The following is a 13067-nucleotide window of genomic DNA, read 5'->3' as shown; positions in this document are numbered from 1 at the left end:
CCCCTTAATGGTTATGCGGGTCGAAGCCTGATTTGGCTTGTTCTGAGGCAATAAAGAACGCTCCGGTTACGGCCACGCGCTCACCCACAGCCAAACCGATAACTTCAACCTGAGCGCCAAAGTCTTCACCTAAAGTCACTTCTTTGGGATGGAACTCGCCGGGCGCTTCTTCGATGTACACCACCCAATCACCGTCAGGACCGCGACTTAACGCGTCTGCAGGTAGCGCAATGGTTGACTCCTTTGAAGGTATGATAAAGTTGACGTTTACAAACATCCCTGCGTGTAGCTTGTCGTCACTATTTTCAACCAATAGGCGGATCTGTCTGGTTCGAGTAATGGGGTCGATAGTATGCGCTTCTTGGATAACGCGAGCCGCATATTGCTGATTTTCTATGCCAATCAATGCTTTAGAGTTAACAGCTAACGAAAGTTGAGAGTTCGGTTGTAAACGGGCTTCCACCCATAGCTCGCTTTCATCAGTGATTGCCATTAAAGTTGTGCCAGAAGCAACATGCTGGCCCTGAGTAAAGGCATCTTGAGTTACCACCCCCTCGCGCTCAGCAACGAGCGTATATTGGCCAAGTTCACTGGCGGGCTTAGTGGCTATTTCTCTAATCTCCTTTTCTGTTACTCCAAGTGCCAACAACTTTGAATAAGCCGAACTAAAATCGGCACTTGCTTGAACGCGTTCACGCTCACTGATGGTTTCTTTACTTAAGCGTTTAACTCTATCCCACTCTGTTGAAGCGACCAAATACTGCGCTTGGGCCTGCGCCATTGCCTCTGAGAATAAGGTGATAAGTGGGTCGTTAACATTAACCATAGAACCAAGCGTAGTGTGTCGCTTTAAGACGATTGAATCGGCTCTTGGCGATACTAAATAGCTGGTATAGCCATTGGCTTTTACTTCCCCAGGTGCAAAATAAAAACGCTCATGGCTTTCCAGCTTGACTTCCTTGGTCTGAATTCCGGCAAAACGCATCTGCTGTTGCGTTAGTACGATGGCATTTTCTTCCTCTTCATGTTCTTCATGACCGTCGCCGGCATATGCCAGCGAGCTAAAAAGCGCGTTCACCGCGAAATAGATGGAGAAAATTTTAAAGTTTGTCATTCGATACTCTTTTACTCAAGAACGTAAGTTGACGTTCAAAACCGTTAGCTTGTTTAGCGAATTGCACCAAGCATTGCTTTTACAGTGCCAATTCGCGAACAAGAATGCGCTTCTCAAGCAGACGTGATTTATCTGAAATCAACGCCATCAGCTAAGAAGGAGTAATACCAATTAGTGTTAACGTAGCTCATTGACTTAATACAATTGGTATAAACGGAGTAGGCAGTACCACTGAAAGCAGAACTAAGCATAGAAAACAGGCCTAGCTGTTTACTCACAAACACGAATTTGCGCTAAGTTGGATTTATCAATTTACTCATCAACCTAAACTCAGGTTAGTTAAGTTAAATTGAGATCACACCTTCAATGATAACCGCTACTTAAGCGATCGGTGGACGATGTGCTTGCTCTACAAAAGCGCGCACTTTGGTATCTGATTGAGGATAAATTTCGCTATTTGGTCGCATTTCAAAGGGGATAAAAGATTTTAAAATCACTAAATTCAAATGCGTCCCACTGCAATGACCACAGTGGTGGCAATCTTTTGTATGATGTCCGCTGGAGTCTGCTTGCACATCTTCAGCATGGTCGTGAGTATGTTGGAGGTGAGACACTTCGATTTGATGGAAGCTAGATTCAGACGCAAATACACTTACGGATTGCACCGCAAGTAGAAGCATCACAAAAATCAGGATTAGCTTATTCAAATCTACATTTCTCTTTAACACAAAAGATCGATGTCAATTTACCACCTGCACTTGTTCTGTCAATAGTAGCGCTAAGCTTTAAGTCTTATTTTTTGCTGTCATTACTGATCCTACTCAAAATGAAATAACAATAATTTGCATTGTTAGGCCAAAATATCAACTTAAATGCGAATTATAATCAATATATAACACACTGTTTTATAAAGATTTTTCATTGACACATCACATAAATCCGTTAGACTAGCCGCATATTCACAGTTTGAGGTAACAGCATGCAAGGTAAACAAAAAGTCATCGACGCATTCAATAAGCTATTAGCCAATGAGCTTGCAGCTATCGATCAATATTTCATCCATTCACGTATGTACGAAGATTGGGGTTTGAGCAAACTATACCAACGCCTTGAGCATGAACGTGAAGAAGAAACCACGCATGCAGATTGGTTGATCAAACGCATTCTTTTCTTGGAAGGGGTACCTAACATGACAAAACGTCGTGATCTACTCATCGGCCAAGATGTTAAGTCTATGATGGAAAACGACTTAAAACTAGAGCTTGAAGTCGTCGAATGCGTTAAAGAAGCAATCAAAATCTGTGAAGAAGAGCAAGATTACCAATCTCGAGAAACGCTTGAAAAGCTGTTGTTTGATACAGAAGAAGATCATGTTTACTGGCTAGAGCAGCAAATTCGCCTGATTGATCTTATCGGTGCTCCTAATTATATCCAATCTCAGCTTTAATTAAGGACTCTACAAATGAAAGGTGATAGAGAAGTAATCGTAGCGCTTAATAAAGTATTGGCCAATGAATTGGTGGGTATCAATCAATACTTTTTGCACGCACGTATGTTTAAAGACTTTGGTTTTAGCCAGTTAGATAAAGCGGATTATAAAGTTTCAATCCAAAAAATGAAAAACGCTGACCGCCTTATCGAGCGAATTTTGTTCTTAGAAGGCCTGCCTAATTTACAAGATTTAGGTCGTTTAAAGATTGGTGAAAACAGCGCTGAGATGATTGATTGCAATATGGCATTTGAGCAAGCATCTTTGGTTGATCTGCAAGCAGCAATTAAGTTGTGTGAAGAAAAGCAAGATTACATTAGCCGTGAAGCGCTAGACAAAATTCAAAACGAGCAAGAAGAGCAAATTGACTGGCTTGAAACTCAGCAGCACCTAATTAAGGTGATGGGAATAGAAAACTACTTACAGTCTCAACTATAAGTATTGAATTGAGGTTGCGTGATAATGTGTTGTTACGCAACCTGATCAGTGACATCAACAATAGCAATCAGCTTTTCATTTAAAATTTTCTTCGCACAGTTACAGCATTTTCCACACTGCTTACCAACAGATAATGTCTGGCTAAGATCACGCATCGAACGAGCACCATTGTCTATCGTCTCTGCAATATTTTTATCTGTAACACCATGACAAATGCATACGTACATAAATGAAAACCAATCTCAAACTCATTAACTGCAAACAAGTTTAATCTAAACGATAACAATTATCAACACATACCTTAGCTATAAATGCGAATTATTTTTCTTTGTAAGCTGCTGCAAAGACTTAGTGATTCATGCTCAGCAAAACACCTTTCTCTAGCCGATGGTTATTTCTATAAAATTAAGAAAAATCCAATAAAACTGCTACGCTTAAATTAACTTGATAAGCGTTACTTTACACATAAGAGTAAGGGTGCTCTTGCATCCAAGTAGATTGTTTTATTTGCTACAAATGACAAACCTTAAACATGTATAAATTGTTAAATGTATTACATAAAAACCAAGGTTTAAGTTGATTTCAATCTAGTATTTCCGCTAGACTGCGCGTCACCGCTAACAGTTTTATTAGCGCGGATCAGCTTAGTTTGATTTGGTAACATGTTGTTAAAGGACTAAATGAGATTGGATAGAGAAAGGTCTTTTAATGAAGCAAGCGCTATTGTGTTTTTTTATATTATTTTCTTTGTGTTGCATAGTCGCGCCTAGTCACGCCCATAACTTCGGCCAATATACTTCTCGATTCTCTGTCGAAGAAGGCTTAAGCCAATCTGCAATCACTGCCATAACACAAGACAAACATGGCTTCATTTGGATAGGTACTCTGCAAGGGTTAAACCGTTATGACGGCAATCAACTCATTAATATTGCCGCTTCTAAGGGTCTTGATGAACAAGAAATAGTTGGGTTATTCAATATATCGAATGATGAGCTTTTGATCTCTACAGGTGCCAGCGGCGCGTTTTTACTAAATGTAGATGACTACACAATTCAACAAATCTACGACGGTAAACGCCAAGACAATAACGCAGTTCCAAAACCCATCGCCACAGCTGTTGGTCATCGAGAAAATATCATCTTTTCCATTGAAAGCGACCTCTACACATTAGACAGCAATACGTTAAAATCTGAATTACTCACTCACTTCAAACCAAGTAGTTACATTCGCGCCATAAACATTATCGGTAACTTTGTGATTATTGGTACAACAGAAGGCCTGTTCACTTATTCTCTTGCAACCGGTAACGTAGAGCAAATAAGTTACACTGATTCAAAATCAGAACTCAGTCATGATGTTAAATTACTCAAACGCGACCCATCGTTGGGACTCCTTGTTGGTACTGTAGAAGGTTTATATGTCATCCCAGTCAGTAACCAAACACTGGTTGCTTCAAAAAGCTATGAGCTTGTTCCTGAGAAAAATATTTGGGGACACCAAATCACTCCCTATGGCGAGTTTATTGCTACGGAGCATGGATTGTTTCTTATTGATAGAAGAAAAAAACCAGCTCAAAAGTCCTATCCTTAACCGAGGGACAATATCGCCTCACTAATCCCAGTATCACTAAGCTTTACGCAGATAGAAACAACAACCTATGGATGGGTACATATAATGATGGCGCATATTTATGGCCTTCCAGCTCCCTACGTTTTACCACATTCATCAGTACTCAAGACAGATTTGCCAATAACAATATCTGGTCAATTCATCCTACCAGAAAAAATACGGTGCTCCTTGGTACAGATAACGGCATTAACGAGTTTGATTTAAGCACCCGCCAATTGAAATCTAGCTATTTGCAAAATAGAGATGCAAAAGCACTATACGGAGCAGATGCCGTATTCTCGATTTTTAATTCTTCACATTTCGACGAAAATACCTTTCTAATCCAAACAACTCAAGAGACCGCGCTATTTAACATCGACACCAAACAGCTAAGCCCAATTACGCTTGAAAGTGGTGACAAACTTGAGCCATATAGTTGGGGTATCGCTAAGTACTCAGAAAGCAAGTTTCCATTTATCAATAGCAATGGATTTTACGAATATGATGCAGCCACCAATACGGTACGCGCATTAGAGGGATTATCAAAACAGCTGGCAGCGGCACAAAGCTTTTTGATCCTGCCGCCTTTGGGTGCGACCGATGATGAATATTGGATAAGTACGGACATCAGTTTGGTCAAATATAATGAGTCAACAGATACCCTAACAACGATTTACAACAAATTGGATAAACACTTGGTCTCAGCCGTTAATAGTTGGGTAGTAGATAGAGCTGGAACGCTATGGTTGGCAACCTCAACCGAAGGTCTTGTCGGGATCAATAAAGATACTTACGCCGAAGAATACAAGCTAACGACTGAACAAGGTTTGATGAGTAATGCTATCTACAACCTCCTGTTGGACAGAGATGGAATGATTTGGGCCAGCAGTCAACGCGGCATGTTTAAATTTGACCCAATAAATAAAGTCTTGGAAACCTTCGGAACGAATCAAGGTCTGCCGACGCTTGAGTTTAACGGCGGCGCTGCAGCAGCACTTGAATCTGGTAAGCTGATGTTCGGCACAGTCAACGGCTCTATCACTTTTAATCCGGAACAGTTCTCAGATAGTGCTGTTAAGCGCCGCCCACTACTGATCACCCAAATGGATATCTTAAGCAGAGATCAAACCTACTTAGCCCTGACGCAATTTTGCAAGCACTTGATTTTAAGTTTGACGACATGGGCATAGAGCTACAGTTTTCTGACTTTGACTTCAATGCCGATCATCACATTCAATACCAAGCTTCTTTGCATGGCCCAAGTGCACTGACGTTTTCAAGCTTAAAACGAAATAAAGTATTTCTAAATCAATTACTCCCTGGTGATTATCAGTTAATCATTGCACCGCGTTCACTTGACAGTGAAGACCTTAGCAACGCACTCAACTTGCGCTTTAATGTTGCCCACTCTCCTTGGCGCTCGCCTTTTGCATTAAGCTTATACAGTCTAAGTGCATTCGCGCTGATATTGCTCATCATTATTAAGCACAAACAAAAACAACGTCAGCTTGAAACGGCACTTAGAGCCGTTACGCATGCGGGAAGACAGACAAAACTGGCGTTGAAATCAACCAAAAGCGGTGTTTGGTCGGCGGATCTCGCTGCACGCCAGATCACACAACAGCGGGCCGAAGCGCTGGGCTTTGAGAGCGATACTATGACGCTGCAAGAGCACTATAACGCCATTCACCCGGATGATAGAGAACTCGTCGAGCGTGCTTGGAAGAAATTTATTTCTAACCCCACTAAAGAGCAGCTCTCTCTATCTTATCGACTGCGCTGCGCAGACAATAATTGGCATTGGTTTCACGACTTTGGCCAAGTCGCAGAATTTGACTCACAAGGTAAAGCCACTGAACTGCACGGCATTTATACCAATGTAACCACGCAAAAAGCGAACCAGATGCGCGCAAATATGCTGGGCGAAGCCTTCAGCCAAGTGAACGATTGGATTTTGATTTTAGACCCTAATTTACAACCCATTTCAGTCAATAGTAGCTTCTGTAGAGCGTTTCAACTGCAGGAACACGAAGCGTTAAACGACTTAACAACTGAGCGTTTTGTTAATGCTATCGGGCAAAAGAAGTTTCACGGTTTAATTGCAAATTTAAAATCTCTTGGACCGAATCAATATCTAAGACAGGAAGTTCAAGTTACAGACGGCTGGGATAAAGTGCACCCGGTTCAACTTAGTATTAGCGCGGTTTCCAAAGACAATGTGAACCTCCAATACTTCGTGGTCGTTGTTACCGATCTGACAGAGCAGAAAAAAGCCGAGAATGAACTTAGATATCTCGCCAATTTCGACGCTTTGACGGAGCTACCAAATCGCAGCTTAATGCTACAGCATATTGAATTTGCACTGTTTAACGCAAACAATACACAGCAAAGCTGCGCCCTGCTATTTATTGATTTAGATAAATTTAAACCAATCAATGATGCCTACGGACACCATATCGGCGATAAATTACTGGTCGCGATAACTAAGCGGATCAAAGAGCAAATTAACAATAACTGTATCTTAGCAAGACAGAGCGGCGATGAGTTTCTCGTGCTAATTAAGTCCTTCCCTAGTATCGAATATGTGAGTGAAGTAGTTACCCGCTTAGTGAAGCACATACCCGAACGTATTGAAATTGATGGGATCACCATGAGTGTATCTGCCAGTATTGGCGTTGCGGTTTATCCATTCGATGCACCGGACTCAGAATCCTTGATCCGTAACGCGGATATCGCCATGATCCATGCAAAGCAGTCCGGGAAGAAATGCATTCAAGTTCTTTACTGAGTCAATGAATGAAGAGATCAGTAAAAAGCTTCGGTTAGAAACCGCAATGAAAACGGCGGTTAAAGACGGTGAGTTTTTCAATCACTATCAGCCGATCATCAATACCACTACAGGTCAGCTTGCAGGCGTCGAATTACTTATGCGCTGGCGCAATAATGACATGCTAATTCCTCCATGCGATTTTATTCCAATAGCAGAAGAAAGCGGTTTGATTGAAACCTTGACTGAACAAGCGCTTATCAGAGCCTTGATAGAATTGCGTCCATTGTTTACACAAGAACCCGACTTTTATTTATCTCTTAATTTAAGCGCAGTTCATATTTTACGCTCAGACATTGCCCACCAATTCACTGAGATTTTAAAAGCGCATGGTCTCACTAACCGGTGTTTAAGACTTGAAATCACCGAGTCAATCTTTATGTCTGATATGGTTAAGGCTCGGGCAACTATCAACGAAATGAAACGGGCTGACTTTGTATTACTACTCGATGACTTCGGCACCGGCTTTTCGTCACTTACGTACCTGAATGAGTTCCCTCTTGATATCATAAAAATTGATCAAGGATTTGTACGTAACATGAGCGCAAAACCCGCGAATAAATCTATCATTAGAACCATTTATTTACTGGCACAAAGCTTAAACATGAAGTGTATTGCAGAAGGTGTAGAGACAGAATCTCAGCTTAATTACCTAAGAGACGTAGGCTGTGAATATATGCAAGGCTATCACTTCGCAAAGCCTATGGCGATTGACGATTTACTGGCATTTTACGAACAGCATGAACGCTCAAGAGCTTGACCTCGGGCTCAATACTTTAATAGTGACTGCGGGCTAACAAGCGTTAGCCCTTATCTAGCGTTTCACTATCAGGCAGTTCTGAGCGCTGCCATTCACTAAGTTTTTGATAGAGTTCATTAATATCAATGGGTTTTGCAATAAAATCATCCATGCCCGCCTGGATACATTTTTGTTTATCTTCCTCGTAGGCGTTGGCTGTTATCGCAATAATATGTGGATTGCCATAAATATTTGGCTCGTTTCTGATTGCTTTGGTACAAGCAAAACCATCCATATTCGGCATTTGGCAATCCATTAAAACCAAGGCATAGTTCTTCGCCTTCATCGCTACTAAGGCTTCGACTCCGTCGTCCACTTTGTCTAACAAGCAATGGGTTTTCTCGAGCAACTTACCAACAACCACTTGGTTAATTTTATTGTCTTCTACCAATAGAATATCAAGGCCGTTGAAATCAGGTGCCCCAACTTCTTGTTGCTCTCTCTTGACCCCCTGCCCTTTTGAGGCCGGAATATCTACATAGAATTGACTACCAAGCCCAAGCTCACTGTGAATCCTTATTTCACCATGCATCGCTTCAACTAGTTTTTTAGAAATCGCTAAGCCAAGTCCGGTACCACCAAACTTTCTTGTGGTTGAAAGATCTGCCTGTGTAAACTCATGAAATAACGTTTCCTGTTGCGCTTTTGAAATGCCGATCCCAGTGTCAGCAACGGTAAACTTTAATATCCCACTGTCATAATGAACGGAGAATGTGATCTGGCCTTTGTTGGTAAACTTTCCAGCATTGCTGAGTAAATTATTTACCACTTGTGATACGCGTAATTCATCTAACTCAAGGTATGTAGGTAGTTCACTACCCTTTTCGTACTTAAATTCAACGCCATATCTGACATTGGAAATTTTAAAAATGCTGACCAAACTGTCGAGCATTTCTTGCAAGTTCACAACTCGACGTTCTATTTTCAAAGCCCCCGCCTCGATTTTAGAATAATCCAAAATATCATTGAGGATAAGCATTAGATTCTTTGCCGATTGCCGTATAATTGTTATTTGGTCTGCCATCTCATTGCTAAGGCTTTGCTCTCTGATCAAGCTATCCGACATACCGATAATTCCATTTAACGGCGTTCTAATTTCATGGCTCATATTGGCGAGGAACCGGCTCTTGGAATGGTTGGCGGCATTAGCGGCTTCAACGGCTTTGGTTAGCTCTTCCGTTTTCTCAGCGACTTGCTGCTCTAACTCACGATTGAAGTCGGTAAGCTTGCGGTTAAGTCTTTCGTTTTCCAAGCTTGCTTGGTTTTGTTTTGTAAAACTCAGTGTTAGCTTAAACGCCAACTGATTGAACTGTTGCTGCAACTCAATTATTTCTAGAAAGCTGCTGTCTGCATTAGCCGAATTTTCGATTAAAGTTGAAGGTTCGTAAGCACGAATATCATGACTGAGCGCCACAATTGGACGCACCAACAATCGCGTGAGCTGACGGACAAAAATAGAGCTCAATATAATAATCGCAAGCGCAAGTCCCAATGCATCTGACCAAGCTTCAGCAGCAACTAAGTTAAGATATTTACGGTCGAGCATAGTGATAACTGACCACTCATATTGTTTAGATACCGCAGCCTGTTTAAATAAGATTTGCTCGGTAGAATCTTCAAAAGTTGAGGATTCCTTATCAAATAAGGCTTGCAACACCACATCACTTGGCATATCTAGGGTTTTAAATTCGGTCTTTAACGAGCTATAAACGACCCTTTTGTGTTTATCCAACACAATCAAATTAGCATCTTCAGCAAGAATTTTTGGAATAAAGCGTTCAAACGAGCCAAATATTAAAGACCCTTCCACAATCCCCTTAAACTCTTCAGCGATAAAGATTGGTGCTGAAATTGCCACGATAGGTGCTTCATCAAAACCACGTCCTTGAAATATGCCCGACACAAATCCTTCTGGGTATTCAGATGCTTTAATAAAATAATCTCTATCAGATACATTGGCATTTGTTCCCTTCATCGTATCAGCAAAATGCTGCGGATAAAGGTGAGTGACATTAGCATCTTTGTCCGCGACAATCGCGGTTCTAAAATTCGCATGAGTTTTTAGCAAACGCTCGATAACATAGTCGGCATCAATCCCTAAGGATACATCTGTTGCGGATATCACCATCGCGCGACGATATGCATCAAGGTAGTCATCAATTTGAGCGACAATAGAACCAGAGGCTTCTTCAAGCTGTGTTTTTATCTCAGCTTCAATTCTTTTGTAGTAATTGTTTGTCAATACAACGGTTGTCATCAATACAACCAAAACGATAACAAGGTTGACGGTAGAATTAAGAATTTGATTGAGCGGCATCCCTTGCCACTTGCTGCGAGTAAAGAAAAAGCTCAGCAAGTCGACCACAGCGAGACAAATCCCTGCATTGATTAGGTACTTAGCCAGTGCAGTGAATATAACGAGTAACGGTAATTCGAGGGCAAAATAGCCAAAAATAAATAATGCAGGCAAACCCAACAAAATCCAATAAACGATACCCCGAACAAAAAATGGCTTGGCGAAACGGACACAAACAAAGTGAAGCCACAACACTTCGAAGAAAAAAACCACAGAGGGCCAAGCATGCTCCCATCGATACCAAATAAAGCCGGCACCAATAATCACAGCAATAATGGCATAGCGCCATCCGCATAGTAGCAGGATAAATAGTACAAACAGCTGGCCAAAAAGAAACTCAGAGCTATCCAAAAACCAAATTGGCAACAGATTGGCCAGCCCGCCTAATACACCTAAGACTAAAGTTATGATGAGCGCTTGCTTTTGATTCAAATGTTACACCACCGGTTTGTGATACTGCCTATGTATAACAATAAAAAATATTTTAAAACCTGCCAAGGTAGTGTAACAAATAACTAAAAAATATATCACACATTAGGATATGTTTACCCTAATGATGAGGGCAATCATGGCTCTCTATTTGTAGCACACTACTCAGTACATTAAAGGACTTTTTCAACGCTTCTTCCACTTCTACACGACACGCTGAATCATGAGATTCAATAGTACAGTGATGCTTTAATACACATGTGCACCAACGACAACCGCCCCATCAATTTTGCTAACCGTAATATTATGGGCGCTTTCAACATGCTCGGTAGACACAATCGTTCTCTCAACTTCTTGAACCGTAGGCAAAACTTCTGGAGGTGTAGCAAGCCCTTTAAGACAAGCAACTATCACCCTAATACCTGTAAACAATACAAAGACGGAAATCAGCATGCTTGAGAGAATATCAACCACCTCCCAGCCTGTGAGGTGTATGATCACACCTGCGATAAATGTCGATATGGTGGAAAGTAAATCAAAAAATGAGTGCAAGAAAACAGCATAGACGTTAATACTGTCTTTACGGCCTTTGTACAACACCCAAGCGGAAGCGCCGTGAAACAAAAACCCAATTGCAGCAATCATAGACATTAAATAGCTGTTCACCTCTAGGTCATGACCGCCCGCATGATGAGACAACCGCTCACTCCCTTCGAGTAAAATAATTACCGCAATTGAAAGGTAGAGGATGCCATTGATAAGCCCGCCAGTATATTCAGCCCGCTTGTAACCATCGTTATATGTTTTAGCAAGATAAACAGCCACACTTGACGCTATCAACGCGATAAACAAAGAACTATTGTGAACAAACAAGTGTCCAGCATCAGCCAATACTGCGAGAGAATTAGCGTAATAAGCACCAATAACTTGAATGATCATAAAAGAGCAAGTGATTGCAAGCGCAATCAGTAGTCTTCGGCGAGAAGCTTGGTGCGTAGTGATATCTGTCATGAAATGAGTCGTGTACCTAATTTAATATAAGATGCTACGTACAACCACAGCATAAGATGGAGCCACTTGACTAAATGCACCTCACCTTATCTTTTTATACCGTGTAGGAAAAAGCTGTGATTCAAAAATACAGAAATAAATCTAGAAATATACGTAGTTAACCTGAGCTTAGGATAATTAATGCATTTCTAGCAGCCAGTTTTAGCGCTAACTGCGTTGAATTCACTTCCAATAGCCCGCTATTGGTGCGCAAATTCGCCTAGTTATCACCAAAACTCTCTGGCTAGATAAAGAAGTAATTTAATGTTACTTTAGAAACAATGAGTTACCTCGTTCCTTATCCAAACCTCAGGTTAGTTATCGTTTAAACATTGCCCTAAATGGCAATGATATACAGTCTCAATTGTAACGTTTCCACGAGTTAAATGCACTAACATTTGCGGCTGTAACGGCCGACTTGATGGAATTTTAGCGCTTATCGCTTTTACTTGTGGAAAAGTACAATTAGATTTTCTCCAGTTGAGTCACAACGTCGTTTGCGATTTGCCTTAGTATTTCACAGTCAGCTTCACTCAACTCTCGGGCTCTAGGTCGATAACACACACAGTTCCAACGCGAAAACCGCTAGACAATATGATAGGCGCACCCGCATAAAATCGAATATGAGGGGCATTTAACACCAAAGGGTTGTCCATAAAGCGAGGATCTTCGAGCGTATCGGAAACTACGAATACCGTGTCTTCTAATATTGCATGGCCGCAAAATGAAACGTCACGAGACGTTTGCTCAGCATCTAATCCAAAGCGGGATTTAAACCATTGCCTGTCCTTGTCAACAAGACTTACCAACGCAATTGGAGCATCAAAAACATGGGCAGTAAATTGAGTAATTCGGTCCAATTCAAGTGTTGGTTTTGTATCGAGTATCGCAAGCTCCCTAAGCGCATGTAACCTAGCGGGTTCGTTTTTAGGTAACTCAGGGATTTTCATAATCTAC

The 13067-nt window shown here is 41.3% G+C and carries 11 protein-coding genes and 1 pseudogene; 6 read left to right on the top strand and 6 right to left on the bottom strand.

From position 1 onward, the window contains the following. Nucleotides 1-4: 4 nt before the first annotated feature. Both CTT31_RS19015 and CTT31_RS19010 read right to left on the bottom strand, forming a co-directional pair. Nucleotides 5-1114, bottom strand: a complete 1110-nt coding sequence (locus tag CTT31_RS19015; protein WP_211857345.1) for an efflux RND transporter periplasmic adaptor subunit — start codon at nucleotides 1112-1114, stop codon at nucleotides 5-7. A 380-nt stretch (nucleotides 1115-1494) separates the two neighbouring features. After that, nucleotides 1495-1821: a DUF2946 family protein gene (locus tag CTT31_RS19010; protein ID WP_045987649.1), complete on the bottom strand. Its 327-nt coding sequence runs from the start codon at nucleotides 1819-1821 to the stop codon at nucleotides 1495-1497. Nucleotides 1822-2093: 272 nt separating this feature from the next. Between CTT31_RS19010 and bfr (CTT31_RS19005) the strand changes: the two genes are divergently transcribed. Together bfr (CTT31_RS19005) and bfr (CTT31_RS19000) are read left to right on the top strand one after the other, a co-directional pair. After that, on the top strand, nucleotides 2094-2561 hold the full coding sequence (gene bfr / locus CTT31_RS19005) for a bacterioferritin (protein WP_010607507.1): 468 nt from the start codon (nucleotides 2094-2096) through the stop codon (nucleotides 2559-2561). Nucleotides 2562-2576: 15 nt separating this feature from the next. Continuing rightward, entirely contained in the window at nucleotides 2577-3041 is a 465-nt protein-coding gene (bfr, locus tag CTT31_RS19000; protein ID WP_010375235.1) for a bacterioferritin, read from the top strand. Nucleotides 3042-3073: 32 nt separating this feature from the next. Here bfr (CTT31_RS19000) and CTT31_RS18995 read toward each other — a convergent pair whose 3' ends face one another. Further along, nucleotides 3074-3268: a (2Fe-2S)-binding protein gene (locus CTT31_RS18995; protein WP_260492791.1), complete on the bottom strand. Its 195-nt coding sequence runs from the start codon at nucleotides 3266-3268 to the stop codon at nucleotides 3074-3076. 481 nt (nucleotides 3269-3749) lie between these two features. Between CTT31_RS18995 and CTT31_RS18990 the strand changes: the two genes are divergently transcribed. From CTT31_RS18990 to CTT31_RS18975, 4 genes are all read left to right on the top strand, one after another. Then, nucleotides 3750-4631 (top strand): ligand-binding sensor domain-containing protein, encoded by an 882-nt coding sequence (locus tag CTT31_RS18990; RefSeq protein WP_260492790.1) that lies wholly within the window; start codon nucleotides 3750-3752, stop codon nucleotides 4629-4631. Nucleotides 4632-4702: 71 nt separating this feature from the next. Then, on the top strand, nucleotides 4703-5839 hold the full coding sequence (locus CTT31_RS18985; RefSeq protein ID WP_260492789.1) for a ligand-binding sensor domain-containing protein: 1137 nt from the start codon (nucleotides 4703-4705) through the stop codon (nucleotides 5837-5839). After that, nucleotides 5800-7437: a sensor domain-containing diguanylate cyclase gene (locus CTT31_RS18980; protein WP_260492788.1), complete on the top strand. Its 1638-nt coding sequence runs from the start codon at nucleotides 5800-5802 to the stop codon at nucleotides 7435-7437. The genes CTT31_RS18985 and CTT31_RS18980 overlap by 40 nt, the downstream gene beginning before the upstream one ends. Continuing rightward, complete coding sequence (locus CTT31_RS18975; protein ID WP_260492787.1) at nucleotides 7394-8236, top strand: putative bifunctional diguanylate cyclase/phosphodiesterase; 843 nt, start codon at nucleotides 7394-7396, stop codon at nucleotides 8234-8236. Before CTT31_RS18980 ends, CTT31_RS18975 begins: the two co-directional genes overlap by 44 nt. 43 nt (nucleotides 8237-8279) lie before the next feature. On the opposite strand, the gene CTT31_RS18970 is transcribed toward CTT31_RS18975, so the two are convergent. The 3 genes and pseudogenes from CTT31_RS18970 to CTT31_RS18960 all read right to left on the bottom strand — a co-directional run bounded on the left by CTT31_RS18970 (nucleotide 8280) and on the right by CTT31_RS18960 (nucleotide 13060). Next, on the bottom strand, nucleotides 8280-11063 hold the full coding sequence (locus tag CTT31_RS18970; RefSeq protein ID WP_260492786.1) for a hybrid sensor histidine kinase/response regulator: 2784 nt from the start codon (nucleotides 11061-11063) through the stop codon (nucleotides 8280-8282). A gap of 118 nt (nucleotides 11064-11181) precedes the next feature. Then, a pseudogene (locus tag CTT31_RS18965) lies at nucleotides 11182-12071 on the bottom strand (cation diffusion facilitator family transporter). A gap of 572 nt (nucleotides 12072-12643) precedes the next feature. After that, on the bottom strand, nucleotides 12644-13060 hold the full coding sequence (locus tag CTT31_RS18960; protein WP_260492785.1) for a GAF domain-containing protein: 417 nt from the start codon (nucleotides 13058-13060) through the stop codon (nucleotides 12644-12646). Nucleotides 13061-13067: the final 7 nt, after the last annotated feature.

Origin of the sequence: Pseudoalteromonas maricaloris, assembly GCF_024746855.1 — a bacterium.
GTDB lineage: Bacteria > Pseudomonadota > Gammaproteobacteria > Enterobacterales > Alteromonadaceae > Pseudoalteromonas > Pseudoalteromonas maricaloris.
Note: the sequence above shows the minus strand (reverse complement) of the source record. Positions and strands in the feature narration are given on the sequence as shown.